This window comes from Clostridium pabulibutyricum, from assembly GCF_058242705.1.
Genome location: NZ_JBZAYZ010000010.1, coordinates 45,668 through 71,038, shown reverse-complemented (window position 1 = coordinate 71,038; position 25,371 = coordinate 45,668). Strand labels below are relative to the sequence as shown.

General features: G+C 33.2%; 27 protein-coding genes, 2 tRNA genes and 1 other annotated feature. Of the genes, 5 read left to right on the top strand and 24 right to left on the bottom strand.

What is annotated here, in order from left to right:
• The first annotated feature begins 155 nt into the window (after positions 1-155).
• Complete coding sequence (locus tag AC4CVH_RS11470) at positions 156-875, top strand: polysaccharide deacetylase family protein (RefSeq protein WP_490787889.1); 720 nt, start codon at positions 156-158, stop codon at positions 873-875.
• 41 nt (positions 876-916) lie between these two features.
• Here the strand turns inward: AC4CVH_RS11470 and AC4CVH_RS11465 are convergent, their stop codons facing one another.
• The 6 genes from AC4CVH_RS11465 to AC4CVH_RS11440 form a co-directional block, all read right to left on the bottom strand.
• Positions 917-1,384, bottom strand: a complete 468-nt coding sequence (locus tag AC4CVH_RS11465; RefSeq protein ID WP_490787888.1) for a hypothetical protein — start codon at positions 1,382-1,384, stop codon at positions 917-919.
• Positions 1,385-1,416: 32 nt separating this feature from the next.
• Entirely contained in the window at positions 1,417-2,079 is a 663-nt protein-coding gene (locus AC4CVH_RS11460) for an HAD family hydrolase (protein WP_490787887.1), read from the bottom strand.
• Positions 2,080-2,223: 144 nt separating this feature from the next.
• A complete protein-coding gene (locus AC4CVH_RS11455; RefSeq protein WP_490787927.1) occupies positions 2,224-3,405 on the bottom strand; it encodes a class I SAM-dependent methyltransferase in 1,182 nt (393 codons plus the stop codon).
• Between the two features lie 146 nt (positions 3,406-3,551).
• A tRNA-Leu gene (locus tag AC4CVH_RS11450) sits at positions 3,552-3,635 on the bottom strand.
• 43 nt (positions 3,636-3,678) lie between these two features.
• Positions 3,679-3,754: transfer RNA gene (locus tag AC4CVH_RS11445), tRNA-Lys, on the bottom strand.
• Positions 3,755-4,184: 430 nt separating this feature from the next.
• Positions 4,185-4,571, bottom strand: coding sequence for a GtrA family protein (locus tag AC4CVH_RS11440; protein WP_490787886.1), 387 nt, complete (start codon positions 4,569-4,571; stop codon positions 4,185-4,187).
• 140 nt (positions 4,572-4,711) lie between these two features.
• Between AC4CVH_RS11440 and AC4CVH_RS11435 the strand changes: the two genes are divergently transcribed.
• The gene (locus tag AC4CVH_RS11435) at positions 4,712-5,419 is read left to right on the top strand and encodes a radical SAM protein (RefSeq protein ID WP_490787885.1); all 708 of its coding nucleotides are present in this window, start codon (positions 4,712-4,714) and stop codon (positions 5,417-5,419) included.
• Positions 5,420-5,451: 32 nt separating this feature from the next.
• Here the strand turns inward: AC4CVH_RS11435 and AC4CVH_RS11430 are convergent, their stop codons facing one another.
• From AC4CVH_RS11430 to AC4CVH_RS11410, 5 genes are all read right to left on the bottom strand, one after another.
• The gene (locus AC4CVH_RS11430; RefSeq protein WP_490787926.1) at positions 5,452-6,417 is read right to left on the bottom strand and encodes a P1 family peptidase; all 966 of its coding nucleotides are present in this window, start codon (positions 6,415-6,417) and stop codon (positions 5,452-5,454) included.
• 58 nt (positions 6,418-6,475) lie between these two features.
• The gene (locus AC4CVH_RS11425; protein WP_490787884.1) at positions 6,476-7,066 is read right to left on the bottom strand and encodes an ECF transporter S component; all 591 of its coding nucleotides are present in this window, start codon (positions 7,064-7,066) and stop codon (positions 6,476-6,478) included.
• A 152-nt stretch (positions 7,067-7,218) separates the two neighbouring features.
• Positions 7,219-8,736: a hypothetical protein gene (locus AC4CVH_RS11420; RefSeq protein WP_490787883.1), complete on the bottom strand. Its 1,518-nt coding sequence runs from the start codon at positions 8,734-8,736 to the stop codon at positions 7,219-7,221.
• A gap of 119 nt (positions 8,737-8,855) precedes the next feature.
• On the bottom strand, positions 8,856-9,371 hold the full coding sequence (locus AC4CVH_RS11415) for a tryptophan transporter (RefSeq protein WP_490787882.1): 516 nt from the start codon (positions 9,369-9,371) through the stop codon (positions 8,856-8,858).
• A gap of 86 nt (positions 9,372-9,457) precedes the next feature.
• Positions 9,458-9,693, bottom strand: a binding site (T-box leader).
• Positions 9,694-9,777: 84 nt separating this feature from the next.
• A complete protein-coding gene (locus AC4CVH_RS11410; RefSeq protein ID WP_490787881.1) occupies positions 9,778-10,503 on the bottom strand; it encodes a GntR family transcriptional regulator in 726 nt (241 codons plus the stop codon).
• Positions 10,504-10,768: 265 nt separating this feature from the next.
• Here AC4CVH_RS11410 and AC4CVH_RS11405 point away from each other — a divergent pair, with 265 nt between their 5' ends.
• From AC4CVH_RS11405 to AC4CVH_RS11395, 3 genes are read left to right on the top strand one after another with little or no spacing between them, the layout of a single operon-like run.
• Complete coding sequence (locus AC4CVH_RS11405; protein WP_490787880.1) at positions 10,769-11,455, top strand: triose-phosphate isomerase; 687 nt, start codon at positions 10,769-10,771, stop codon at positions 11,453-11,455.
• A gap of 21 nt (positions 11,456-11,476) precedes the next feature.
• Entirely contained in the window at positions 11,477-11,998 is a 522-nt protein-coding gene (locus tag AC4CVH_RS11400) for a YjbQ family protein (RefSeq protein ID WP_490787879.1), read from the top strand.
• A gap of 29 nt (positions 11,999-12,027) precedes the next feature.
• On the top strand, positions 12,028-12,858 hold the full coding sequence (locus tag AC4CVH_RS11395; RefSeq protein ID WP_490787878.1) for a class II fructose-bisphosphate aldolase: 831 nt from the start codon (positions 12,028-12,030) through the stop codon (positions 12,856-12,858).
• Positions 12,859-12,918: 60 nt separating this feature from the next.
• Here the strand turns inward: AC4CVH_RS11395 and AC4CVH_RS11390 are convergent, their stop codons facing one another.
• The 13 genes from AC4CVH_RS11390 to AC4CVH_RS11330 all read right to left on the bottom strand — a co-directional run bounded on the left by AC4CVH_RS11390 (position 12,919) and on the right by AC4CVH_RS11330 (position 25,358).
• The gene (locus AC4CVH_RS11390; protein ID WP_490787877.1) at positions 12,919-13,353 is read right to left on the bottom strand and encodes a CBS domain-containing protein; all 435 of its coding nucleotides are present in this window, start codon (positions 13,351-13,353) and stop codon (positions 12,919-12,921) included.
• Between the two features lie 143 nt (positions 13,354-13,496).
• Positions 13,497-13,676, bottom strand: a complete 180-nt coding sequence (locus AC4CVH_RS11385; protein WP_490787876.1) for a hypothetical protein — start codon at positions 13,674-13,676, stop codon at positions 13,497-13,499.
• 132 nt (positions 13,677-13,808) lie between these two features.
• Positions 13,809-14,204 (bottom strand): HNH endonuclease, encoded by a 396-nt coding sequence (locus AC4CVH_RS11380; RefSeq protein ID WP_490787875.1) that lies wholly within the window; start codon positions 14,202-14,204, stop codon positions 13,809-13,811.
• A 157-nt stretch (positions 14,205-14,361) separates the two neighbouring features.
• Positions 14,362-16,350 (bottom strand): fructose-1,6-bisphosphatase, encoded by a 1,989-nt coding sequence (locus AC4CVH_RS11375; RefSeq protein WP_490787874.1) that lies wholly within the window; start codon positions 16,348-16,350, stop codon positions 14,362-14,364.
• Between the two features lie 365 nt (positions 16,351-16,715).
• Positions 16,716-16,946: a heavy-metal-associated domain-containing protein gene (locus tag AC4CVH_RS11370; protein ID WP_490787873.1), complete on the bottom strand. Its 231-nt coding sequence runs from the start codon at positions 16,944-16,946 to the stop codon at positions 16,716-16,718.
• A gap of 61 nt (positions 16,947-17,007) precedes the next feature.
• Complete coding sequence (locus AC4CVH_RS11365) at positions 17,008-19,215, bottom strand: heavy metal translocating P-type ATPase (RefSeq protein WP_490787925.1); 2,208 nt, start codon at positions 19,213-19,215, stop codon at positions 17,008-17,010.
• 53 nt (positions 19,216-19,268) lie between these two features.
• Positions 19,269-19,532 (bottom strand): metal-sensing transcriptional repressor, encoded by a 264-nt coding sequence (locus AC4CVH_RS11360; protein ID WP_490787924.1) that lies wholly within the window; start codon positions 19,530-19,532, stop codon positions 19,269-19,271.
• 150 nt (positions 19,533-19,682) lie between these two features.
• Positions 19,683-20,330, bottom strand: coding sequence for a L,D-transpeptidase family protein (locus tag AC4CVH_RS11355; RefSeq protein WP_490787872.1), 648 nt, complete (start codon positions 20,328-20,330; stop codon positions 19,683-19,685).
• Between the two features lie 36 nt (positions 20,331-20,366).
• Positions 20,367-20,783 carry a hypothetical protein gene (locus AC4CVH_RS11350; RefSeq protein ID WP_490787871.1) on the bottom strand — a complete coding sequence of 139 codons (417 nt, stop codon included), beginning with the start codon at positions 20,781-20,783 and terminating at the stop codon, positions 20,367-20,369.
• 87 nt (positions 20,784-20,870) lie between these two features.
• Positions 20,871-21,641, bottom strand: coding sequence for a type I 3-dehydroquinate dehydratase (aroD, locus tag AC4CVH_RS11345; protein ID WP_490787870.1), 771 nt, complete (start codon positions 21,639-21,641; stop codon positions 20,871-20,873).
• On the bottom strand, positions 21,638-22,147 hold the full coding sequence (locus tag AC4CVH_RS11340; protein ID WP_490787923.1) for a shikimate kinase: 510 nt from the start codon (positions 22,145-22,147) through the stop codon (positions 21,638-21,640). Before AC4CVH_RS11340 ends, aroD begins: the two co-directional genes overlap by 4 nt.
• A 3-nt stretch (positions 22,148-22,150) precedes the next feature.
• Positions 22,151-22,969 (bottom strand): shikimate dehydrogenase, encoded by an 819-nt coding sequence (aroE, locus tag AC4CVH_RS11335; RefSeq protein ID WP_490787869.1) that lies wholly within the window; start codon positions 22,967-22,969, stop codon positions 22,151-22,153.
• Positions 22,970-22,982: 13 nt separating this feature from the next.
• Positions 22,983-25,358, bottom strand: coding sequence for an ATP-dependent DNA helicase (locus tag AC4CVH_RS11330; RefSeq protein ID WP_490787868.1), 2,376 nt, complete (start codon positions 25,356-25,358; stop codon positions 22,983-22,985).
• Positions 25,359-25,371 lie beyond the last annotated feature (13 nt).

The following is a 25,371-nucleotide window of genomic DNA, read 5'->3' as shown; positions in this document are numbered from 1 at the left end:
TAAACTAGTCAATACTACATATAATATCACAATTATATATTTATAACAAAACGTATTTTTCATACAAGTCAAGTACCCATACATGTCTAATAAAAAAATACAATTTGTAAATACTATACATATTATAAACTTTACGAGAGGGAGATAAATCACATATGAAATTTAAAAAAACATTATGCTGTTTTATAATAAGCCTGTTCACATTATCACTGTTATCCAGTCAAAAAGTCATGTCAAAAGAAAACAAAAACACTTCCTGCAATATAATATATCTAACCTTTGACGACGGTCCAAGCAGCGAAGTCACCGGCAAAATACTTGATATATTAAAGGAAAAAAACATAAAAGCCACTTTTTTTCTTATAGGTTATAAAATAAAAGGAAATGAAGCTACGGTAAAAAGAATTAACAGCGAAGGACACAGTATAGGTCTACACACCTTCACCCATGATTATGGCAAAATATATAAAAATAATCAGGCATTCAAAAATGAAATACAACAAAACGAAGCTGCGATAAAAAACGTCATTGGAAATTCAAGCAAAATCATAAGATTCCCTTCTGGAAGCAAAGGACACATGACCTCCGACCTGTATAACGAACTTCATTCAAAAGGATATAATATATTCGACTGGAACATATGTCTTTCAGATGGAATAAATCATAACACTCCGGTAAATACTCTCTACAAAGAGGGTACGAAGGAATGCATAAACCCATCAAGAATTTTTCTGCTTGCACACTGCAGTGGAAACAATCAAAATACATGCACTGTCCTTCCAAAAATAATAGATTACTACAAATCAAAGGGATACAAATTTCTGCCCATTACAGACAATACCCCCGAGTATCATTTTAGAATACCTAAAAAATAGAATTGTAATTCCAATAAAATAACAGCTGTAAAAATCAGCTGTTATTTTATTGGAAGCAGTTTATCCTCGGCCACATCGTACTCATACAATTTTCCGGTTGACTTATCAATATAATACCAACCTGTTGTAGCTCCATGGTCCTCCATGCTGTCAAAGGCATGTACTACATAATAATTTTTATCTCCTTTAGTTTCTTCGTGATCGAATACAAATTTCGAATTTGGAATTTGTTTCTTTACATATTCCTCAGTAATTTCAATAGCCCTGTTCTTGGTCAAGGTATTTTTAGCACTGGATTCCTTTATTTTTGCCTTATCTTTTTCATGTACACTGCTTTTATCATTCACAATATTCTTTTCACTTTTTTGTGCACTATCTTGTTTTATAGAACTGTCTTGTTTCGAATTATGTGCGGATTTGTTTCTATCATAATTATAAAATATAACGGCAGCTATTAATATAAAGATTCCACAAACAACTGCCGCTGCCATCTTCTTTCTTTTATTCACAAAAATCATTCCTTCATCCATCATTCACATGCTTAGAAATTAAACTTTTCCTCAAGTATTGGATATAAGCTATTGAACTTTTCTATTATAATGTCCGCTTTTGATATATCTTGATTACCAGAGTGTGGATTTTTAAAACCTACACAATACATTCCTGCACTTTTTGCGGCACAAACTCCATTTTTAGAATCCTCTATAACTATACATTCTTCAGGCGAGGATTTCATCCTCTTTGCAGCTTTAAGAAATATATCTGGAGCCGGTTTACTGTTTTCAACCTCATCTCCTCCTGTTAAATAACCAAAATACTTATCTAACCCAAGAGATGAAATAGTAATATTTATGATGTTTAAAGACGATGAAGACGCCACTCCGACTTTTAATTTTTTTTCATTAAGTTTAATTATAAGCTTATCGACCCCCTCTATAGGTTTAATGGAATCTTTACTTCTAAGCCCATCTAAATATATATCTCTATCCATATTTACAAGTTCATCCAAGGAATAAGGAATTTCATATTTTTGTTTAAGCATCTTCCAAATTTCTCTTGTAGTAGTACCTACAAATTTTACTTTTTCCTCTTCACTTACATTAATATGAAATTCTCCTAACATCTTCTCGTTTACTTTCAAATGCTCCGGCTCACTGTCAATTATAACTCCATCCATATCAAAAATAACTGATTTTATACTCATCCTCTATTCCTCCACAATCAAAATTTTTTAAATTCAATCTACATCTTATACAACAAATCAACTAATATATTAGCATATTAATATATATCTATAAAGTCAAAAAACAAAAGCCAGGGCATATACTAACCCACTCTGGCTTTTTTATTAATCACAATATAAATTTTCTCTTGTAAGTGGCATTTCATTGTTTAAACCTTTGGTAAACACAAATTGATGAAGATCTATTACTCCATAATGAAAAGACGCTGAACACGCATTTAAATACAAATCCCACATTCTTATAAATCTTTCATCTTTTATTTTTCTTACATCCTCAATTGCATCTTCAAAATTCTGAGCCCAGCATTTCAAAGTTTTATAATAATGAAGCCTGAGGCTTTCAACATCTACAAGATGAAGTTCGTTGTCCGCCATAAGACTTACAAGTTCCCTTATAGACGGTATATAACCACCAGGGAATATGTATTTCTTTATCCACTGATTTGCTTCAGCCTCTTTTTGTGCTGTGATGCAATGTAGGAGCGAAATTCCTCCCTTAACAAGCATCGAATTTATATCTTCCATGTATACATGGAGATTTTTTCTTCCCACATGTTCTATCATTCCTACACTTACTATTCTATCAAATTGATAAGATTTCTCACTTGCCAATTCTCTAAAATCTGCAAGCCTTACATCAACTTTTCCTTCAAGATTATTCTCCTTGATTCTTTCCTTTGCCTTGCTGAATTGCTCTTTACTCAAAGTTATTCCAAGAGCATTAACACCATATTCCTTAGCAGCCGTTATTATAAGCTCACCCCAACCACACCCTATATCAAGGAGTTTTTGCCCCTCCTTCAAATTGAGTTTTTTTAATATATGGTCCACTTTGTTTAGCTGAGCCTGATACAGAGAATCATCCTCACGTTTAAAATAAGCACAGGAATAAGTCATCGTCTTATCAAGCCAAAGACTGTAAAAATCATTTCCAACATCATAATGATACTGTACATCTTCTTTACTTCTTTTAAGCGTATTTGGCTTTATTTTATACAGTTTTGAAAAAACACCTGCATTATTCAAAAAACTTTCTTTATTTTTATAAACCGATTCAAGTATTTCTCTTATATTCCCTTTAAAATCAAGAATCTTATCCATATATGCTTCTCCAAGAGTCATAAAAGGATCATTTAAAATACTTTTTTTTGGTATTTTATCATTGAATATTATTTCAAATTTTGGTTGTCCATCACCAAAATTTTCTTCCGTACCATCCCAATATTTTACCTTAACCGGCTCAGAAAACAAACCCTTTAAAAACTTTTGAAAAAATGTCTTATCCAAATCCATAAAACTTCTCCCCTTTCTCCTTCAATTTTCTGTACAAAAAACACACAGAACTTTTTTGTATAACCTGTAGAATAAAATAGAGAATTAGACTTTTATCTAATTCCGCTCCACAATACAAAATAGACTCTGTATATTAAAAATGGTGCAGGTGAAGGGATTTGAACCCCCACGCCATAGGCGCTAGATCCTAAGTCTAGTGCGTCTGCCAGTTCCGCCACACCTGCATAATTACAACATATGTTGCACATATATATTTTTTTTAATAATTGGTGGCTCACCGGGGAATTGAACCCCGGACAACATGATTAAAAGTCATGTGCTCTACCAACTGAGCTAGTGAACCTCTTTCATCTCAAAACTTGAATTAAAACTCAATACAACTTTGAACATTTATAAATTTTACTCCAGAGCTCTGAGAAAGTCAATACATTTTAAATCAATATATTCATTTTCTAGTTAAATGTGCAGTCTCAGGAATTTTTTAAACCGTTTCACATAATATTGAATGGAATCTTAAAAATACTATACAGTCTCCATATATCTTTTAGCGTAAAATTCTTTTTCATAGAAGTTAGATTCAAGAAACAAGCTAAAACACTTTCCACAAATATATTGTTTATATTTGTGACTTTGCCCTCCAAAATACTTGTATGAAAATTAATAATATATACACTCACCCTCCCTTCAAATATCCTTCAGTTTTCTTGACTTTATGCTTTAATATTACCACATTTCCACTATTCTATTTATTATAGCCTATACAAGATATACTTTCAGCTGAATGTCCATAATCTATTCATTGTATAGTTAAAGATTCCTGTTATCATAGTTGCTGTAAGTTGTGCGGCTATTTTATTGAAAGCTGCTCCATTAACCAGAAAAAACAGCAGCATACTGCTAAACGTAAGTGACATGACGTTAACTGTAATAAACTTTGGTAGAAGTACCCTTATCTTACCATTAGACTTGAATACCCACCTTTTGTTTAATACAAATCCATTCAACACTCCAAGACAATATGCTATAAAATTAGCCAATATGTAATTAACATCCAATCTTATAAATATATTGTAGGATATTAACGTTATTAATGTGTTTATAGTACCTGAAACAGCATATTTTAAAAAACGTTTATTTTTTAATATAAAATCTAAAATCATTGCTATCCCCACCATAGTTTATATTATTGACAGATTTGTCAATAATACTCCAGATTTAAAACAATACAATAACTTCAATCTTTAAATTATTTATAAATAATGTTATCATAAATAATTGTAATGCCAAAGGAGGAGTTGACATGATTCGCTACAGTTGCATAGAAAATAAAAATAAAAGAGAGATAGTTCTTTTAAAATCACCTCCTTGCAGATGGGGGCAATGTTCATTTTGCGATTACATAGATGACAATGATACCGATATAGAAAAAGATATACAATTCAATCGTAAAATACTACAAAAAATTACAGGAAAATATAATTCTCTCGAAGTAATAAATTCGGGAAGCTGTTTTGAACTTCCGAGAGCTACTCTAAATGATATAAAATCGATAACAGTATCAAAGAACATAAAAAAGCTGTTTTTTGAGAGCCACTGGTCATATAGAAAACACCTTTATGAAATAGAAAACTTCTTCAATATACCTGTAGTTTTTAAATGCGGAATTGAAACCTTCGATGATAATTTCAGAAATAAGTTTTTAAAAAAGGGAGCTGTTTTTTCAGGACCGCTTGAAGTATCTAGGTATTTTAAATCCATATGTCTTATGATCGGCATAAAAGGGCAGACAAAAGAGATGATAAAAAAAGATATAGATTTCCTTCTCAAATATTTTGAATATGGATGTATAAATATATTTGTGGAGAATTCTACAGACATAAAAAGAGATGATAAGCTAGTAGAATGGTTCAAAGAAAATTTTTCTTTCCTTGAAAACAATGAAAATATTGAAGTTCTATGGAACAACACTGACTTCGGTGTTGGAAGCCATGATGAAAGTTGTGAATAAAACCGCCTTCGTGGGTTTTATTCACAATTATGTTACTTTGAAATATCTTTGTATGATTTAAAACCAAACACCGAATCGGCACTTTGTACAGCTCTTAGGATAGCTTTTTCCATAACATTTGCCGATAAAAATCCAACGACACTCATATCAGCTTCAATATCACCTGTAGACATTGAAAATATAGTATCACCATCAAACATTGAATGTGCAGGATTCATTGTCCTTGCATATCCATCATGGGTCATTTGTGCAATTTTATTCATCTCCGTTTTAGTAAACTTTGCATTTGTTACAACTGCACCTATCGTAGTATTCCCACTAAACAAATTTTTTCTGTCACGATATCTTTCAAGCATTATCTTTTCACTATTTAAAAAATGTTTTCCATCATCTCCAAGTACACCTGCAATTATATTTTTATTTTTCGGATCCACCACATCTCCAAGACAGTTAACCGCAACCACAGCACCGACTTTCAATTCACCCTCCTGCACGGCAAATACTCCAAGGCCACCTTTCATCGAATGTTCAATACCAGATATTTTTCCAACTGTGGCCCCGGTTCCAGCACCTACATTGCCATTTTTAACTATATTTAATTCGGCGTCTTTACAGGCCTCATATCCCATTTTTTTATCAGGCCTTATTTTATAATTTCCTATTTTGAGATCAAACAAAACCGCACTGCAAACTATCGGAACCTTTGTCACCCCAACATCAAATCCTATATTTCTCTCTTCAAGATATTGCATCGCGCCACTTGCAGCATCAAGCCCAAATGCACTTCCGCCTGAAAGCATTACTGCATGAATCCTATCTACAAGGTTAACTGGATTTAAAAGATCAGTTTCCCTTGTACCAGGGGAACCACCTCTTACATCCACTCCTGCCGGAGCTCCTTTTTCACAAATAAGTACAGTGCAGCCAGTTTGTCCATCAAAATTTTGTGCATTTCCAATTCTTATACCTTCTATACTATTAAAAGAAATTTCCTTCACATTCTTCACCTTTCCCATCAAATAAAAACCCTAAGATAAAGCCTAGGGTTTAATTTCATTATTTATGTCTCATTTTCTTTACGGCTCCCACCACGCCAACAGTTATAATTACAGACAAAATTGCCTCTGGAATTCCATTTAAGAATCCTACCGTAATTATTCCTTTCTTTGCAGCAGATACACTTATATTCAAAGCTTTTGCATATGGAACCAAATATATTACAGATATGAGTCCAAGAACCCCTGCTGTATTTATAAGTGAACCTACACAAGACGCAACTGCCACCTTTAGAATCTTCTTTCTAGTCTTTATAGAAACATATACATAATAAGACATTATACCTATAATGACTCTAGGAAGTACTGACACTAAAGGATTTATAAAAACAAATGAAACTGGTGTTGGTGCTGTAATTGCCTGTATTATGCTAAAAACTCCAAATATCAATCCAACAAAGGCACCTACAACAGGTCCTTCAAGTACGGCTCCTATTATAACAGGTATATGCATTATAGTCGCCTTTACAGGTGGAATAGGTATAAAACCCAATCCAGTTATACCAAGTACTATAGAAATTGCAGACAACATCCCTATTATGGCCAACTGCCTCACACTGATCTTTGACCAAACTCTTATTCTTTTTTCCATAACTCTCTTCGCTGTTATTCCTCTAATGGATATAACGCGAAACCCTCCTTTATAAAATTTAGTTCAGTTTATTTAAATACCGACAATTTAATTTTAGCATATACTATTATATTTTCAATATATATAGTTAAAAAAAATACAATTTTTAAATCTCAAGCTTTTCTTATTATAGGAAACCCTTCTCCAAAGCAATTCTGTGGATACAAGAGATCTATAACTTTATTTGTGCTTATCTTTTTCTTCTCAATAAACACATCAGGTATTCCATTTAATGATAATCTAGTATTGTTTATGTTAAATATATCACATATACTTCTTATAGATCTTGAAGCAGAAGAATACTTATTTTCATTTATATAGTCCATTATATTACTTCCTTCAATCCAACCTTCCATGTTTTTATATTTTGGATCATGGTTTATAATGGTACAGCTTAATTTTTCCCTGTTTGTTCCCGCAATTGAAGACATAAAAAAAGTTTTCACCATCATATCATCTTCCGGAAGGCTATATCCTGCAAATATAATATGCCTTGCGTTTTTTAACAAAAGACCAAGTTCGCTTCTTATCTCGTAAAGCGGGAACATGTTTTTATTTCTCAAAGAAGTCTGCATTATAATGGGCATGTCATAGGGATAAGTTATCTGACCACAATAAGGACATTCTATTGCACCATTTTTATATTTTTTCTCCTTGAGAGTATTATACTGCCATCCCGATTGAAGCAAAGAAGAAATAGACGGTCCAAAACATTTTGTGGACAGTCTGTTTGTATTTTGTGAGAAGTCTGCTATTGACTTGCCGCATTCCGGGCATACCCTGCACCCAAACATTCCATGAGGAAAAAGAATTTTTCCTGTTCTAAGAAGTCGTGATGAATTGTTCGATTTATTTATCTGTCTGCAGGTTGACTCATCTGTTGTATAATATATGCCTGTTTCGTCATTGCTTCTTGAAGCAATTTGAATTCCGTAGTCCATTGACTGTTCAAGCACATGTCCTCCCCCTAAATCAATCCTGCGCCTGTTTTCTACAATACTGGAATTATATATATTCCACGACAACACAGGATCCCAGTTAAAAGAAACTACTGCATAGGAATACATGTAAAATTTTCTCGTATCTGTTTTATACCCTCTTTTATAAAACTCCTGCGCCTCATCTGTCATAAGCTTTGACAGAACTGTTGAAAAATCATAATACGGCTTTATTCTGTACTCGTCAAAAAAGCCCGGTCTATTTTGTACTGCAAGTCTTTCCAGTTCTTCTATTAAAAATACAAGACAGCGTTTTGCAGCTTTTATTCTCTCAACTCTTAAAAATCTGTTTTCACCATTGACAAAGGCATTAAATCCCTGGTCATTTTCCAAAAGTTGATCCATCATCGTAAAAAGTTCATTTAAATTGAATTTAGGATTTACTTTTATTATTATCGATAATGCCTCGAAGTCGTATATTCGGGATATATCTCCATTATCACCCAACCTCAGATTTACAAGTTCTTTAAAAGAATTAGATAATACGTCATTCTTATTTTCAAGAAATGAAAAGTCTCCCAAAACTATATTCAAAATTATCTTTGAAAGTTCTTTTGTAGTATAAATTCCAAGATACCTGGTTGCACCTGCTCCCCACAGTATCACTGTTTCTGGCCAATATTTCTCAGGCATCAGTATCTTTCCCTTCAAATACATCTTTATATAAACAATTTTGTTTATATACTTCTCATATAGACTGTAATTTATACACAATTAAACTTACTTCAAATTTCAGGGACCAACTCTTTGTCCTATATCTCCTTAACTGCCCCTCTTTTTACAGCTGTATTTATTATATTAAACAAACATACTCCAACTATAGTATTTACAACCGCTGCAGGAAGTACAACCGATAAAAACAATGCTTTAAAGCTTCCTCCAAGTCCCACTGTCAAAATAACAACTGTCAGAAATGAAGAACCACTTACGATAGTGCCCATAGCTGTTGTAAATACAACCTTTATCTGATTTGACAATTTATCTCTGAATGGTTTCAAAATCAAAAACATTACATTGGTAGTTATAAGTTTATCTATTATGTTTGCAAATTGTCCACCTGGAAAAGTAGTCGTTGCCGCAGCTAGAATTCCTGCAACTATGCCAGATGCAAGGCATGTTTTATAATCTTTATTGAGTATGATTATTATAAAAAGCATCGCAAGTGAAACATCCGGCTTCATTCCAAATAGAATTGGAGGTACAATCTGATGAAGTATAGCACCTATGGCAAGCAATATTGAATTTATTATCATTTTTTTTAAGTTCATTTTTTACACCTTCCCTATTTAATATAAAATATGTTTATGTATCAATGCATATCTAAAATTTGGCAATTAAAAAAACCGTCCTATAAAAATAGGACGGAATATCCGCGGTACCACCTAAGTTATGCACTTTATGCATCTCTTGTTTCAGGCACTAACATGCCCTATCCATTATAACGTATGGCAAACGGTAACTACTACTCTCGATTGATTTCGATTTACTCCTCTCGGGTCCATTCACAATGCATCAAAGTATCCGGATTCCACCATCCCAGACTCTCTTAAACTAAATGTCACAGCTACTCTTCCCTGTCAAAAGATTTAATTTTATTGATATGATAGTATCACTTATTTTATAAATTGTCAATACAATATTCAAGCATTTTTTAAGAAAATACTTATTCGTGAATTAGTCCTTTGTAGTTATTATTCTAAATCTGCTCTTGTAAGCATCCGACCTGGAAATTGCATATTGAATAATGCCGCCATCCTTGTCATAAGTGATAATGTGAGTCACTGAAATAGGATCATCTTCTTTTAAATTAAGATAAGTTGCCTCTTTTATATCTGCCCTTCTAATTTCTATATTTTTATCTTCTTTATATGGAATAACATGATTTTCTTCAAGCATCCTAAAAAGGGAGTGATCTGTAAAATCAACATCCACCAAATTCGGACACACCTTCAGCGGAATATAATCATCCGCTATAGAATATAAGTTATCATTCACATATCGAAGTCTTTTCAAATGAAATGCCATGTCGGTTTTAGGCATATTTAATCGGATAGCCACATCCGATTTTGGAAATTCAATTGTCTGCTGAAGCACACGGCTTTTAGTGAATTTCCCCACTGAATTTAAAATACTATATAAGCCAAGTCCATTATGGCTGGCATCAGAATAATCTATAGGAACTTTGTTTCCAACATAAAATGTACCTTTCCCTTGAATTCTCACAATTATGTTTTCTGTTTCCAGCTCTTCCAACGATTTTCTTATAGTCGGCCTGCTTGCATTAAATGTATGAGATAATTCACGCTCACTTGGAAGAGGTGAATAATATTCCATATTTGAAAAATAAGATATCATCTTGTTTTTAATCTCCAAATACAATGGAATACCTGTTCTTTTCATATACAACTCCTCCCTTTTATTAAACACTACTATGAGCCAATTTTAATAATAATATATTTATACAAAATCATCAAGCACAAATACACAAGTGTACATAATCCAGCTTTTCATATTATACCACTGGTATACTATAGTACTTCATATGTTATATAGCTTTATACCTGCAATTTATGTCATTTTACAATTTCTATGTTGAAGTACATATTTATCTATGGTATAATATGTTTACCATTGGTAATATATTTTGAATGGAGGTAAATATTTTATGAAAATTAAAACACCATTTTTAGTGGTAAATCCCAAGTCTTATCTATATGGAAAGCAATCTTTGGATTTAGCATTATATGCCGATAAAATCGCAGTTGAAACAGGTATAGAAATTTTCTTTACATGTCCTTTTGCAGATATACGCTATATCAAAAGCAGCACCAACAATTTAATTGTAACTGCACAGCATATGGAGGCCTTGAAACCCGGCCCTGGCATGGGACATGTACTCCCTGAGTCATTAAAAGAAGCTGGTGCTGGTGCAATTTTTCTAAATCATGCTGAAAATCCAATGACATTAACCGAACTGTTTAAAACTATCCAGCGAGCACATGAATTAGATATGATTGCCATTGTATGTGCTGACTCTGTAGTTGAAGGTACTTCAATCTCAAAGATGAAGCCAGACATTATTTTATGCGAACCTACAGAATTAATTGGTACAGGAAAAGTTGCCGATAATAGCTATGTAATCGAAACCACATCAAAAATCAGACAAATTGATCCAACCATACTGGTAATGATAGCTTCTGGTGTTACAACCGCAGAAGATGTATATAACGTAATAAAGCTTGGTGCCGATGGTACAGGAGGAACCAGTGGTATCCTTAAAGCACCCGATCCAAAACAGCGCATAAAAGAATGGGCAAATGCAATGTTAAAAGTAATACACGATCGAGATTAATTCATATTGGAGGTTATAATTATGAGTATTTATAGAGAACAGATTAATTTGACATCTCACGGTAAAACTCCCAGTTTCTTCGACATCACATCTTCCGTAAAAAAAATAATCACAGCAAGCAAAATTCAGAACGGTATTTGCGTTATTATATCCCCGCATACTACATGTTCCGTATTCTTTGAAGAATTTGTCCATGACTATACCAAAGACGGCGATGAATTTCTTCAGGCCGACCTAAATAATGTTCTTCAAAAGATCATTCCAGACAATGTCGCAGAAGGACAATATAATTATCCCGGCAAAAAACACTATGAAGCTGTTGCATCGTGGACAAATGCATATACCTATCTTCCTAACGGTGATCGTTCTGCTCTGCTTAACTGCGACGCTCACCTAAAAGCAACCTTGCTTGGTTCAAGCCAGACATTTGAAGTTTATAACGGAAGCTTGGGCGTTGGTACAACAGGCTATATATATTTTGTAGATTTTGACCGCACAAGATCCCGCTCCCGCACGTGCAAGGTAATACTTTTAGGTGAATAGTATAATTATAAATAACGAGGTGGTAAAAAATGTTAATCAATTCAAAAGAGCTGTTATTACATGCTAAAAAAAATCATTACGGAGTTCCTGCACCAGATTTTCTGGATCTGGATTCTGCTAGAACATTTGTTCAAACTGCAGAGGAATTAGACAAACCTATCATTTTGTCCTTTGCACAAGCCCATAGAAGCGTGATTTCTTTGGAAGAAGCCGCGTTTGTTGGAAAATTCATGGCCGAAAGTGTTAAAGTTCCAATTGTGTTGCATCTTGACCACGGTAAAGATATCGACTACATTAAATATGCCATTGAACTTGGCTTTACCTCTGTTATGATTGATGCATCAATGAAAAGCTTTCGAGAAAACGTAGAAACAACTAAAGAAGTTGTTAAATTGGCACACCTTAACAAAGTAACTGTTGAAGCAGAAATTGGACATGTTGGTCAGGGTGAAAATTACAGCAATCCCGAAAAAACCGATTCGATATATACAACTTCCAGAGAAGCTGTATCCTTTGCACAAAAAACCGATATAGATTCTCTGGCGGTCTCTATAGGTACTGCCCATGGTATTTATAAGAACAACAAAAAACCAGTATTGAATTTCGAAAGGCTTCATGAATTAGCGGAAGCTGTAAAAATCCCATTGGTTCTACACGGCAGTTCCGGTTCCGGAGATGATAATCTTCACAAATGTGCAACAGAAGGTATTTCAAAAATCAACATTTTTACAGATTTTCTAGTCGGAGCAATGAAAGAAATAAATACCGTAAATCCGAATGATTTCATTTCACTAAAAAAAGCGTCCAACCAAGGAATGGCAAACGTTCTTAAACATTATTTCAAAGTTTTTTCTAAATAGCTGCACATGACTTCATGTCAGCAAGTGTCTTAAAAATATGCATTTGCTGACATGGATCATTTATATTTTTGAACTTAAACTTTGTTTATTTTTGGAAAATATCTCTTTGTAACAGTAGTTTATTATGTCACTTCTCTTTATTATTCCAATAAATATCTCATTGTCATCCAATACAGGTACAAAATTTTGATTCACTGCAAGTGATACCAGGTCTTTCATATCAGAATTTATATGAACCGGGTTATTCTTCATATGTCTCGGTACATCTCTCAAATGAACTTTGCTTGTATTTTTAAAATTAAGATCAGGAGTATTTTTCAACTTCCAAAGAAGATCGCCTTCTGTAACTGTTCCAACATATTTTCCGAATTTGTCTATAATGGGAATTGCCGTATATCTGTGCGCTTCCATTCTCTCAAGTATTTGTCTCATTGTTGAATCCAGACTTTCATAAACAATATCTTTCTTGGGAGTAAGAAAAAATGCTATATTCATAGTATATAATTCTCCTTGTTTTGTATTTTGACATTAGAGGCATTTAACGGAATCAGAAGAATAAAAAGTTAAATTAAATGTTTCCTCGAATTTAGGGAAGCTCGTAACTTCCCCAAATCAAAGAATTTAAAATATACACCACATCATCTTGAGCATTCAGCCTCAACCTGAAGCAATTTATTCAACACATCTTCTATATTATCTTCCTGCTTGTCATCTATTTCCGTATTGCCTTCCGATATAGAATCCAGTGCAATTTTCAATCCTTTAGTAATATTGCTTATTTCATCTAGCGTTAGTAACATGAGTATGTTTTCCTTCATAATTAACAGCCCCCTTTACCTAACCTAATAATTTTAATAGAACATTGATTTGCAATAAATGACAAGTGTTTTGTCTACCTCACTTGTCATTTAACATATATATAATCAATATTGTATTTTCAAAAGTACTTTTTAAGTTCTTGCTATAAAATCATAATATTCTTCCAGCATATATTTTGTGTACTTCTTTCTTCCCATAAGCCTGAATATTATATCTGAACTTTTATATCCTTCTTTATATAATTTATATTCCTTCAGAAGTTTTTTTAGCATACCCTTGTTTATCTGAAGAAGCTTTACCAGCTCATCCAAGGTATAAAACTTCCTATTCAGTATTTTTTCAAGCTTATCCTGCATCTCAAGCTTGTACTCTAAATCAACCCGTCTACTTTTATGCGGTCCAGATTTTCCTCTATGGTGTTCTGGACAAAGATACCTAAAATTCAAAGGGAAATCGACTCCCCCCTGGCTTCTATAAACTATGTGATGTTTGTCTGCTAGTTTACCGCAAATTTCGCATTTCAGCAATAGGCCGCCTCCTAAACTTTTAAAATTATATATAGCTATATCATGATAAAATACTTAATTTACTTTATTATAACATAGGTTAGATGCAATTTCACTTATAATTATTACATTTTTAGTTTACAATATACATGTTTTACAAAATATTAATTTGTAGAATTTATTTCTTATATTCCTTTATATATCCCTTCATGTAAGCTGCGAGAAGCCTCTCAAGGTCTTCAACCTGTTTCTTCAATTCACTTCCTATATCTGTATCTGCAACTCTTTTTCTCTTTGCCGAATGCTCAAGGATTACAGTTGAAGATATAATGTCCCTGTCATTTTCAACTGCATCTTTTATTGACGTAAACGGCTCGTGGGACGTAAGAAGAAATCCATATGAATTGTATATAAGAGTATATCCTGCTATTCCTGTCTGTGGTTGATATGCTTTGCAGAATCCTCCATCAATTACAAGCAGCCTGCCTCCGGCTTTTATTGGACTTTCACCATCTTTTGTCTTTACCGGAACATGTCCATTTATTATATGTGAATCTTCCGATAAAAGGTCAAAATCACAGAGTATTCTTCTGCAGACTTTTTCGTCATCCCTATACTTGTAATAAGGAATTTTTTCTTCATAGTGAGCTTCACTATCATTTACAAAGTATCTTTCGAATGTTGTCATTTTTTTCTTTCCAAACAGTGGTGAATCTTTACCGCACCACATATACCAGAGCATATCCATGCTGTTTTTTTTCTTTCTTATATCATCCTTTTCAAAATACGCATCCCGTATTATTATATCGCATTTGTCCAGAAAACTTTTCCCGCTATACGTAAATCCATCTATTTTTATCCTCTTGAAACTTCCATCTTCATTTAATGGTATACAGCCATGATACATAAGATTGGAATTGTAGACAAGATACATTTTTCCCTTGTCATACAAAAATTTTATATGCTTCTGAAGTTTTTCACTGTTTACAAAGGATTTAGTAATCTTTCTTATAAGACAATTCTCCCTATCGGTCAATTTGTATGGATCCTCCCAATCTATCGTAGGGAAATTTATATCATTTAATTCATAAGTCTTATCCTCAATTTTTATCAGACCTTCCTTTTGATTCACCCTATGAAGAAGAAGCCTGTCATCCATCTTAAATTCCGGATGCTTTTTTATTATATTTCCTTCAAGTTTGAACTGTATCACCGATATAGCTTTGTGCATTTTTGCAAACAAGAGCAGATCATTTCTAGCAATATCCTTATCTATAGTTTTTGGCATGAAGTTCTTACATGAATCATTATCGTAAAATTCCATGGCAAAGGTTGCAAGAGGAAGCATGTTTATTCCATATCCGTCTTCCACAGTATTTAAATTTGCATACCTTAAAGATATCCTGAGTACATTTGCCACACAAGCCTCGCATCCCGATGCCGCTCCCATCCACAACACATCATGATTTCCCCACTGGACATCAACTGAATGATGTCTAATTATAGCATCCATTATTATTTCGGCTCCAGGTCCCCTGTCATATATGTCACCTATTATGTGAAGCCTGTCTACAGCAAGGTCCTGTATAACTTTGGAAATTGCTATTATAAATTCATCGGCTCGTCCTATATTTACTATAGTACGTATTATTTCCCTGTAATAAGCTTTTTTATCTATCTTATCACCCTGCTCATGCAAAAGCTCTTCTATTATATATGCAAAATCTCGAGGCAGCGCTTTTCTTACTTTTGAACGTGTATATTTGGAGCATACATTCTTACACAATTGTATGAGTTGATACAATGTCATAGAATACCATTTATTCAAGTCGCCGCATTCTCTTTTTACAATTTTCAATTTTTCTTCCGGATAATATACTATAGTTGCCAACTGCGACTTTTGTGTTGAGGTAAGCTCGTTTAAAAACACTTCATCTATTTTTCTTTTTATTACTCCTGATGCATTTCTAAGAACATGAGTAAAAGACTGGTATTCACCATGTATGTCACTTATAAAATGTTCGGTTGCCTTAGGCAAGTTAAGTATTGCCTGTAAATTTATTATTTCCGTGCTCGCACTTGATATTGTAGGATATTCTTTAGAAAGAAGTTTCAAATATCTTAAGTCTTTCTCGATGGATTTATCAGTTAAATCATTCAATGACATGATTATTTTCTCCTCATAAAATTGATTTAGTATTGCTCTTATTATTCATAACCTGTTATATTAATTATAATACATGATGATATTATTGTATAGCAAATTGTTGTAATTAGTGTAGTACATTTGTCTATGAATCATAAAAAAATACCCATTGAATAAATCAATAGGCATAATTATATATTTAATTATAAGATTGTGGGCGATTAACTCTCAGATTCAACTAAATCTAAAAGTCATTCATCATGAAACTATTATACTATATTTTTTTATCTGTATCAACATGTTTTTTCATTATTATATAATATTTTTCAAATAAAAATAGTACAGTTGTCTAACCCTGTACTATTTTTATTTCAGTTATATTTTGCCTATTTGTCTATACCTGCAACTTCATAACCAGCTTCTTCAATCGCTGCTTTTATGTCAGAATCATCTATTTCCGATGCAGACTTTATAACAGCTTTCTTGCTGGCAAGGTCAACTTTAGCACTTGATACACCTTCTATTGACTCCAAAGCCGACTTGACATGCTGGACACAATGCTGACAACTCATCCCTTCAACATGAACAGTTTTTTTCATTTTATTATTGAAAAACATAAAACTATCTCCCTTCATTTTATAAATATTATTTATTTAATCATACAATAATGTGTATTGGTTAAATACTAGGTTTGAATTTTTTAAGTCTAAGTGCATTTAAAAGCACCGACACAGAACTGAAACTCATAGCAAGTGCTGCTATCATCGGATTTAAAAGAGGGCCTCCAAATATAAACAGTATGCCCATTGCGATTGGAATTCCAAGTGTATTGTATCCAAACGCCCAAAAAAGATTTTCCTTTATATTTTTTATGGTTTTTCTGCTTAAGTCTATAGCTGTAACCACATCTAAAAGATCACTCTTCATAAGAACTATATCTGCAGATTCAATTGCTATATCAGTTCCCGAACCTATTGCCATACCTATGTCGGCCTGTGCAAGAGCAGGTGCATCATTTATACCATCCCCAACCATTGCAACCCTTTTATTTTCGCTTTGAAGCTTCTTAACTTCTGCAGCTTTATCTTCCGGCATTACCTCTGCAAGTGTTCTATCCACTCCTGTCTGTCTTCCTATTGCATCGGCAGTGTTTTTATTGTCCCCAGTCATCATCACAACTTCAATTCCAAGTGAATGAAGTTTGTCTATAGCCCTTTTACTTGTATTTTTTACAGTATCAGCTACTGCCAGTATTCCTATAACTTTTCCATCTACGGCAGCATACATTGGAGTTTTTCCATCGGATGACATATCATACGCCTTATTTTCAATGCTGGAAACATCAACATTATTGTCGTCCATCAGCTTCTTATTTCCAAGCAGCACACTCTTTTTCTTAATTACGGCCTGAATTCCTCGTCCTGACAGGGCTTTAAATGAATCTATTTTATAAAATCCTGTTTTTCTTTTCTCTGCTTCTTTTACAATAGCCTCTCCCAGTGGATGCTCTGATGCAGCTTCACAAGATGCTGCAATTTTCACAAGGTAGTCTTCATTTATTCCTTCAACAGGAACCACATCTGTAATCTTCGGTTTTCCTTCAGTTATGGTACCAGTTTTGTCAAGCACAACGGTTTGTATTCTATGTGCCGCTTCAAGTGCCACTCCGCTTTTTATAAGTACTCCATTCTCGGCACCTTTGCCTGTTCCAACCATAATTGCCGTCGGAGTTGCAAGTCCAAGTGCACAAGGGCATGCAATTACAAGTACCGATATAAATATTGTTGTTGAAAATACAAAAGATTCTCCGTATAATAGCCATCCAGCAGCTGCTATAACAGCAAGACCTATGACAACAGGTACAAAATATCCCGCAACAACATCCGCCAGCTTTTCTATAGGAGCTTTTGATTCTTGTGCTTCTTCAACAAGTTTTATTATCTGTGCAAGCACAGTTTCACTGCCGATTTTAGTAGTTTTATACTTTATAAAACCATATTTGTTTATACTTGCTCCTATAACTGTATCTCCAACCTTCTTTTCTGCAGGTATGCTTTCTCCCGTAAGCATTGATTCATCAATAGATGTATTTCCTTCTACGATTTCGCCATCTACAGGTATTTTCTCACCGGGCCTTACAATAACGATATCTCCCGTTTTTACTTTATCAACGGAAATCTTAACCTCCTTTTCGTCCCTCATTACATTCGCAGTTTTAGGAACAAGATTCATAAGCTTTTTTATAGCCTCGGAAGTTTTCCCTTTTGCCAGTGATTCAAAATATTTTCCCAAAGTTATAAGAGTAAGAATAACTCCAGCCGATTCAAAATACATATGATACTGCACTCCACTTAAAAATGTCCTTGCTACAGAAACAAAACTGTATATAAATGCTGCAGATGTTCCTATAGCTATAAGAGAATCCATATTTGGGTTTTTCATAAAAAGTGATCTAAAACCCACTATAAAATATTTTCTTCCTGTGATCATAATTGGTATAACAAGCGCAAGTTGTATGATTCCGTAAATTCTAACATGCCTCATTGGATCCAGATATTCTGGAAGCATAAGTCCAAATTGTTCCAATATCATAGGTACCATAGCTACAATCAAAAGGGGAACTGCAAATATAGCCGACATTACAAACCTCTTTTTCAAATTTGCAATTTCCATGCTTTTTCTCTTTGCATCGTCGTCCATAGCTGATCCATCAAGTGCCTTGTAACCTGACTTGCTTATGGATTTCTTTACATCTGTAATTACATCTTCATCTGAATCAAAACTTAACTTCAATTTTTCAGTTGCAAAATTAACATTCGCCTCACAAACACCATCTACCTTAAGTGCGGCCTTTTCAACAGCTCTTGCACATGCTGCGCAAGTCATTCCCTGTATTTTCAAAGTTACATCTTCCAATTTTATCCCTCCCTGTAAAATTATCAGTCAAGAAGTTTTTTTAAAAGGTTCATTATTTCATCGACCTTTTCTTCACCTTTGTTATTTAAAAAAGCATCCTTCACACAATTATCCAAGTGTTGTCTCAGTATCATAAGATTGGCCCTCTTTAAAAGCGCTTGAGCCGCAATTATTTGATTAGATATATCTATACAATACCTCCCCTCTTCAATCATTTTTATTATTCCATCAATTTGTCCTTTTGATGTCTTCAACGCCTGAAGAGCTTTCTTTTTATCTTCATTCATACAACAATCCATGAAAACCTCCCCACCCCTGTCGGGTGTATATTTTTTAAAAATATAAATTTAAACAATTAATTGTTTAAATTTAATCTAATTAAAAATGAAAATCATTTATATTTATATTATAACACCTTTATCAAAAATTTCATAGTTTTATTTATATATATAAACGGAACTTCCTACTTTAACATATTGATTCAATATAGCTATGTCGTCATTATCCATGGCTATGCATCCATAAGTCCAGTCAGTTTTTGTTCCACCTCCATGGATTCCTATCTCGCCTCCAAGAGCTGTATGCCATGGCGGCATTCTTCTGTCATCAATTGCACTTTTTATCTCATTGTAGGTTACTTTTCCTATCATATTTTTTTTAAGCCCTCTTTCAGCATCATCTACATTAGGATAACTTATGCCAAAAAAATATTTGTACTTGCTATTTGTATTTATGTAACATACATAATAATTCCCCTCTGGGGTCTTGCTATCACCCTCTTTTTCCTTAGGACCACTTTTTTGTTGTCCGAGACCTATTTTAAACCTTCCAATAATTTTTTTATCTCCATAAAGTTCAAGAACCTTTCGTGACTTAAATATTTTTAATGATACATTAGCAAAATTTTGCTTTGTTTCATTAAAAAATATTTTATTTTTTGTTTTCTCATAACTTATTTTTTGAGAATTATTTTGGCTCTTGCTTTCCTTTACGTAATTTCTAACAGACATTCCCGACACAAGTATCATAAGAAGCAAGCCAAACACCAAAAATATAATTGGAGAAATTTTGCCTTTATTTTTCACATCATCACCCAGTTTCATTAAAATAAATATTTGAAGCTACTCCGTTCCAACAACTGATTTCATCCAATTCTTAACGCCCATTCTTTTTTCATAACGGACACAATCGTCATAATATTTATTCATCTTTTTATTATATTCCTTCATCTTGCTGTTGTACTGTTCAATTTTATGATTGTACTTAATCACTTTTTGATTCCAGCCTTTACTATCTTTTTTCCCAGATGACACATCCTTTTTCAATTCTGCCATTTGATTTTTGATTTTTATAATATCATTTTCAATTCTATACAATTCTTTTTTTTGATTGCTCAGCATGCCCTGCATATCCTGTATGTTTATCGAATTCTGAGATGAATCTTTTATTTGAATATCAACCAAATCGGCGATAATAACAATAGAAAAAATAATAGTTATAACTGCTACCTCAATTATAATACTTTTTATTTTTTTCATAAACAACCTTTCCAAACATATTTTTATATAACTTTATTATTTAAAAATATGCATGTTATTATCACCTTATTATTATATTAAAAAGCTTTACACATTATTTTTTATATTTTCATGTACAAGTTTTAAAATACAATTCAATTTTTCAATTGATATTTGCCCCGGTGCAGAGGATTTTCCTGATGATGCAAAAGTTATATCAGAACCAAATATTTCACCTGAAAATCTGCTTACCAACCCCATACCTCCCATTGATATTGTTACAACCGGAATATTCTCGTGCTGCCTCTTCATCTCACAGCCTGCCTCAAGAAGTGAAAGGACATCCTGAGGTATTACAGGCATTACTGCGATTTTGCATATGTCAGCTCCAAATTCACATTCAAGATTCAATCTTCTTAAAATTTCACTCTTTTCAGGTGTACTTTCAAAATCATGATTTGAAAGTACAACCTTCAAGGAATTTTGGTGTGCCATGTTCACCATGGATTTCACATCGCAGTTAAACAATTCAATGTCGATTATATCGGCAATTTTTGAGAGTATAACATTTTTGTTTAGTTCTGCATAAAATTGTTGTTTTACTTTTTTATTTCCACCCTCTTCAAAGCTTCTGAATGTAAAAATGAGAATCTTTTCCCCAAGTGATTTTTTTATTTCCCCAAGTACATTTATTACTTCACTTATATCATCCACATTTTCAAAAAAATCCGCACGCCATTCCACAATGTCACACTCTGCACTTCTTAGAACAGCTGCCTTGTGCAGCAGACTGTCTTTTGTAACACAAGTCATAGGAACACACACCTTCGGAATTCCATCCCCTATTTTAACCTTCCCGACTTCCAAGAATTTTTTCAATCGTTTCTCACTCCTCCAACTATATTCAAAATATTTTGCACTGTACTATTTAGATCAGTATTATTTACCTTAAAATCACAATATTTATTGTATATTTCATACCGCTCCTCAAATAACTGATTCACATTTTTGGCATTGTTTTTCAAAAGAGGTCTGTTTTCAGCATCTATATCTTCTATTATTCTTTGAACAGGTCTATCTATGAAAATTATTATGCCATTTTTTTTTAGCATGGACATATTTATATCGCGTTTTATGATCCCGCCCCCCGTGGATATCACAGCATTTCTTTTTGCACTGGCTTTTTTCGTAATTATTGTCTCAATATCCCTAAAATATTTTTCTCCTTTACTAAAAATCTCAGATATCTTCATATTCTCATTTTTCTCAATACAGATGTCAAGATCAATAAATTCTCTGTTGATTTGTAATGCGAGCTTGCTTCCCACGGTTGTTTTTCCACATCCAGGCATGCCTATAAGCACCAAATTTTTTTCATTACCCATCACTTACATATCACTTCCCAAAGATTTTGAAATTTGAGCATAAACTTTATCAATTACTGAAATATCAATATTAACATCATTCCATACATTGTGTGATGCTGCATTCTGGGCTGCCAGCATATAAAGTCCATTTACTGTTTTAAGTCCGAGCTCAGAGGCCATTTTCAAAAAAAGCGTGTTTTGTGGATTATATATAAGATCCACTGCAGTATCAAACTTTTCAATAATCTTTCTATCCACTGCGCTTTTGTCCACATCAGGATACATTCCACATGGTGTACAATTTATTATTACATCACATCTGCTTAAATTTTCAATATCATCATAGGATAGAACCTCAAAACCATTTTGTTTGAATTTTTGAGGATTTCTGCTTACATATTTTATGTCTCCTGCTCCTTCATCCATCAAATACTTTTCCACCGCCTTTGAAACTCCTCCGGTACCAAGAATTACAATCTTGCTTCCATATACAGGCACATCATACTTTTTGAGAGTAAGTCCAAACCCATAATAATCTGTATTATAACCCTCAAGTATTTTTCCCGAAAATTTTATTGTATTTACAGCTCCTATTTTTTCTGCTTCTTCTGAAAGTCTATCAAGATAGGGAATGACATCTATCTTATAAGGTATTGTTACATTCAGCCCACTGCATTTTAATACTTTAAATGCAGCAAGTGCTTCCTGGATATTTTCTCTATCAATTTCAAACAAATTATACGCACCCTTAAGCCCTATTTCTTTCGATAAAAAATCATTTATTACAGGAGAAAAACTATGTCCAAGTTTTTCTCCAAGAAGTCCATAAAAATTACCCACTTTAAATCCTCCTTTAATATTTATTCCAAAATATTTCCAATTGACACTTTAAATCTTCTTTTGAATTCACCACGGAACTTTTCTGCCAATCCTGTGGAAATAACCTTCTATACTGAGATGTCAGAAATCTTCTATCCAGAAGAAGTATAATACCTTTGTCATCTTTAGTTCTTATTACCCTGCCGCCTGACTGAAGTACTTTGTTCATTCCAGGATATGTATAAGCATATTCATATCCGCAGCCATTTTTATCATCAAAATACTTTTTTATAATATTTCGTTCGATACACAGTTTAGGAATGCCTACACCTATTATAATAGTTCCAATAAGTTTATCTCCCTTAAGATCAATCCCTTCCGAGAACATTCCACCCAAGACTGCAAACCCAATGAATGTACCGCCGCTGTAATTGAAATTATCCATAAAATCTCTTTTTTCATCAAAATTCATATCAGGTTTCTGAACTGCAGTTTTTATATTATGATACTTTTCTATAAAAGTATCATATACATTATTCATATAGTTGTAGGACGGAAAAAACACAATATAATTTCCCATTCTGCAGGATACGGCTTCCATTATATATTCCGATATCGGATCAATGCTTCCCTCCCTGAACTTATATACTGTATTAATTCTGCTCGATATTAGAATTTTTCTGTTTTCTGGATCAAATGGAGAACCAAGTGTAATATTGTAATCTTCTCCACTTCCGCCCAGAATATCCTTGTAATATCTCATTGGAGAAAGTGTTGCTGAGAAAAGTATCGATGCCTTTGCCCTTTCCATTGCCTCATCAAGAAGGTTCGATGGATCAAGACATAATATTCTTACAATCAAATCACCCTTTACTGCTTTTATATAAGTTACAAAATTTTCACTATAAAACTCATAAATTTTTATAAAAGAATTCAAACTGAAATAAAAATCCAAAACTTCATCATATCTACTGTCTTCATGATTTTTTATAATCCAATCTTCCATACAATAGGACACATTTCTACACACTTTATCTAATTCCATCAACTTGTTTTCAACCACAAAATAATTGGATTCAATTTCAGCTTTGTTTTTTAACTTGATCATGTAAGAATTTGCAGAATTCAATGTTTTTTTTAACTTTGAGTCCTTTTCTACTATTTTTTTCACATCCATGAACTGTTTTTTGTGTATTTCAGAAGAAAACATATCCCTCGACCTATCTACAAGATTATGAGCTTCATCTACCAGAAAAACATAACTTTCAGAAGTTTCATCAAAAAATCTTCTAAGATAAACTAGAGGATCAAACGCATAATTATAATCACATATTACTAAATCACACATTAATGCAATATCAAGTGAAAATTCGAAAGGACACACTAAAAATCGTCTTGAAAATTCCAGTATAGTCTCTGTATCCAGCAAATCATTTTCTCTTATTATATCAAATATTGCATCATTTACCCTATCATAATGTCCTTTTGCAAATTTACACTCCTCAGGATTGCAATCAACCTTTTCCTGAAAACACAATTTTTCTTTGGATGTAAGTACAAGTGTCTTCAATCTGAGCCCCTGCTCTTCCATCATACTTACAGTTTGCTCCGCCGCTGCTCCATTTATATTTTTTGAAGTAAGGTAAAACATCTTTGTCATAAGTCCAAGCTGCATGGCCTTCAACGCTGGAAATATAGTAGATATTGTCTTTCCTATTCCTGTGGGTGCCTGTATAAAAAGCCGTTTGCCTGCCTTTATAGTATTGTATACTGTTTCGGCCATTTTTCTCTGTCCCGGTCTGTACACCCCAAATGGGAATTTCAAGCTTTCAATTGATGAATTTCTTATATAAATCCAGTTTTTGCTGAACTTAGCCCATTTATAATACGAATGAATAGCTCCCAGAAAAAATTTTTCAAGTTCTCCAAAATCAAACTTTTTCTTTATAAACTTGGTATTGTCATTTTTTATATTATAGTAAGTAAGCTGAACATATATTGACTTTAGACCATTCTGCAAAGCATACATATATGCATAACACTGGGCCTGTTTCATATGAAGTGGATTGTAGTTTTCATATATATTTTCAAGAGGAACAGCAGTAGACTTTATTTCGTCTATTACAGTACAGCCCTTTTCTACTATTATTCCATCTGCACGTCCCTCTACTATAAATTCGAAATCTTTATAAATTACTTCTTCTTTTAAAAACACTTCACATTCATAGTTCAATATATTTTCATCGCAGGTTGCCTTACTTTCATATTGCTTTTGAAGTTTCCTGTGTACTTTGGTCCCTTGAACGGCCCTAACATTACTTGTAAACGTACTGCTTAAATTTCCACTTCTAAATATAAATTCTACAAGATTTCTCACCGACAGCCTTATCCGATTTTCATCATCATTCATGATATCAACTCTT

What these genes read in the sequence shown, in the direction of transcription:
- AC4CVH_RS11470 (WP_490787889.1), top strand. Translation starts at nt 156, where the DNA reads ATGAAATTTAAAAAAACATTATGCTGTTTTATAATAAGCCTGTTCACA.
- AC4CVH_RS11460 (WP_490787887.1), bottom strand. Translation starts at nt 2,079, where the DNA reads ATGAGTATAAAATCAGTTATTTTTGATATGGATGGAGTTATAATTGAC.
- AC4CVH_RS11440 (WP_490787886.1), bottom strand. Translation starts at nt 4,571, where the DNA reads ATGATTTTAGATTTTATATTAAAAAATAAACGTTTTTTAAAATATGCT.
- AC4CVH_RS11435 (WP_490787885.1), top strand. Translation starts at nt 4,712, where the DNA reads ATGATTCGCTACAGTTGCATAGAAAATAAAAATAAAAGAGAGATAGTT.
- AC4CVH_RS11425 (WP_490787884.1), bottom strand. Translation starts at nt 7,066, where the DNA reads ATGGAAAAAAGAATAAGAGTTTGGTCAAAGATCAGTGTGAGGCAGTTG.
- AC4CVH_RS11420 (WP_490787883.1), bottom strand. Translation starts at nt 8,736, where the DNA reads ATGCCTGAGAAATATTGGCCAGAAACAGTGATACTGTGGGGAGCAGGT.
- AC4CVH_RS11415 (WP_490787882.1), bottom strand. Translation starts at nt 9,371, where the DNA reads ATGAACTTAAAAAAAATGATAATAAATTCAATATTGCTTGCCATAGGT.
- AC4CVH_RS11410 (WP_490787881.1), bottom strand. Translation starts at nt 10,503, where the DNA reads ATGAAAAGAACAGGTATTCCATTGTATTTGGAGATTAAAAACAAGATG.
- AC4CVH_RS11405 (WP_490787880.1), top strand. Translation starts at nt 10,769, where the DNA reads ATGAAAATTAAAACACCATTTTTAGTGGTAAATCCCAAGTCTTATCTA.
- AC4CVH_RS11400 (WP_490787879.1), top strand. Translation starts at nt 11,477, where the DNA reads ATGAGTATTTATAGAGAACAGATTAATTTGACATCTCACGGTAAAACT.
- AC4CVH_RS11395 (WP_490787878.1), top strand. Translation starts at nt 12,028, where the DNA reads ATGTTAATCAATTCAAAAGAGCTGTTATTACATGCTAAAAAAAATCAT.
- AC4CVH_RS11390 (WP_490787877.1), bottom strand. Translation starts at nt 13,353, where the DNA reads ATGAATATAGCATTTTTTCTTACTCCCAAGAAAGATATTGTTTATGAA.
- AC4CVH_RS11385 (WP_490787876.1), bottom strand. Translation starts at nt 13,676, where the DNA reads ATGAAGGAAAACATACTCATGTTACTAACGCTAGATGAAATAAGCAAT.
- AC4CVH_RS11375 (WP_490787874.1), bottom strand. Translation starts at nt 16,350, where the DNA reads ATGTCATTGAATGATTTAACTGATAAATCCATCGAGAAAGACTTAAGA.
- AC4CVH_RS11370 (WP_490787873.1), bottom strand. Translation starts at nt 16,946, where the DNA reads ATGTTTTTCAATAATAAAATGAAAAAAACTGTTCATGTTGAAGGGATG.
- AC4CVH_RS11365 (WP_490787925.1), bottom strand. Translation starts at nt 19,215, where the DNA reads ATGACTTGCGCAGCATGTGCAAGAGCTGTTGAAAAGGCCGCACTTAAG.
- AC4CVH_RS11360 (WP_490787924.1), bottom strand. Translation starts at nt 19,532, where the DNA reads ATGAATGAAGATAAAAAGAAAGCTCTTCAGGCGTTGAAGACATCAAAA.
- AC4CVH_RS11350 (WP_490787871.1), bottom strand. Translation starts at nt 20,783, where the DNA reads ATGAAAAAAATAAAAAGTATTATAATTGAGGTAGCAGTTATAACTATT.
- AC4CVH_RS11340 (WP_490787923.1), bottom strand. Translation starts at nt 22,147, where the DNA reads ATGGGTAATGAAAAAAATTTGGTGCTTATAGGCATGCCTGGATGTGGA.
- AC4CVH_RS11330 (WP_490787868.1), bottom strand. Translation starts at nt 25,358, where the DNA reads ATGAATGATGATGAAAATCGGATAAGGCTGTCGGTGAGAAATCTTGTA.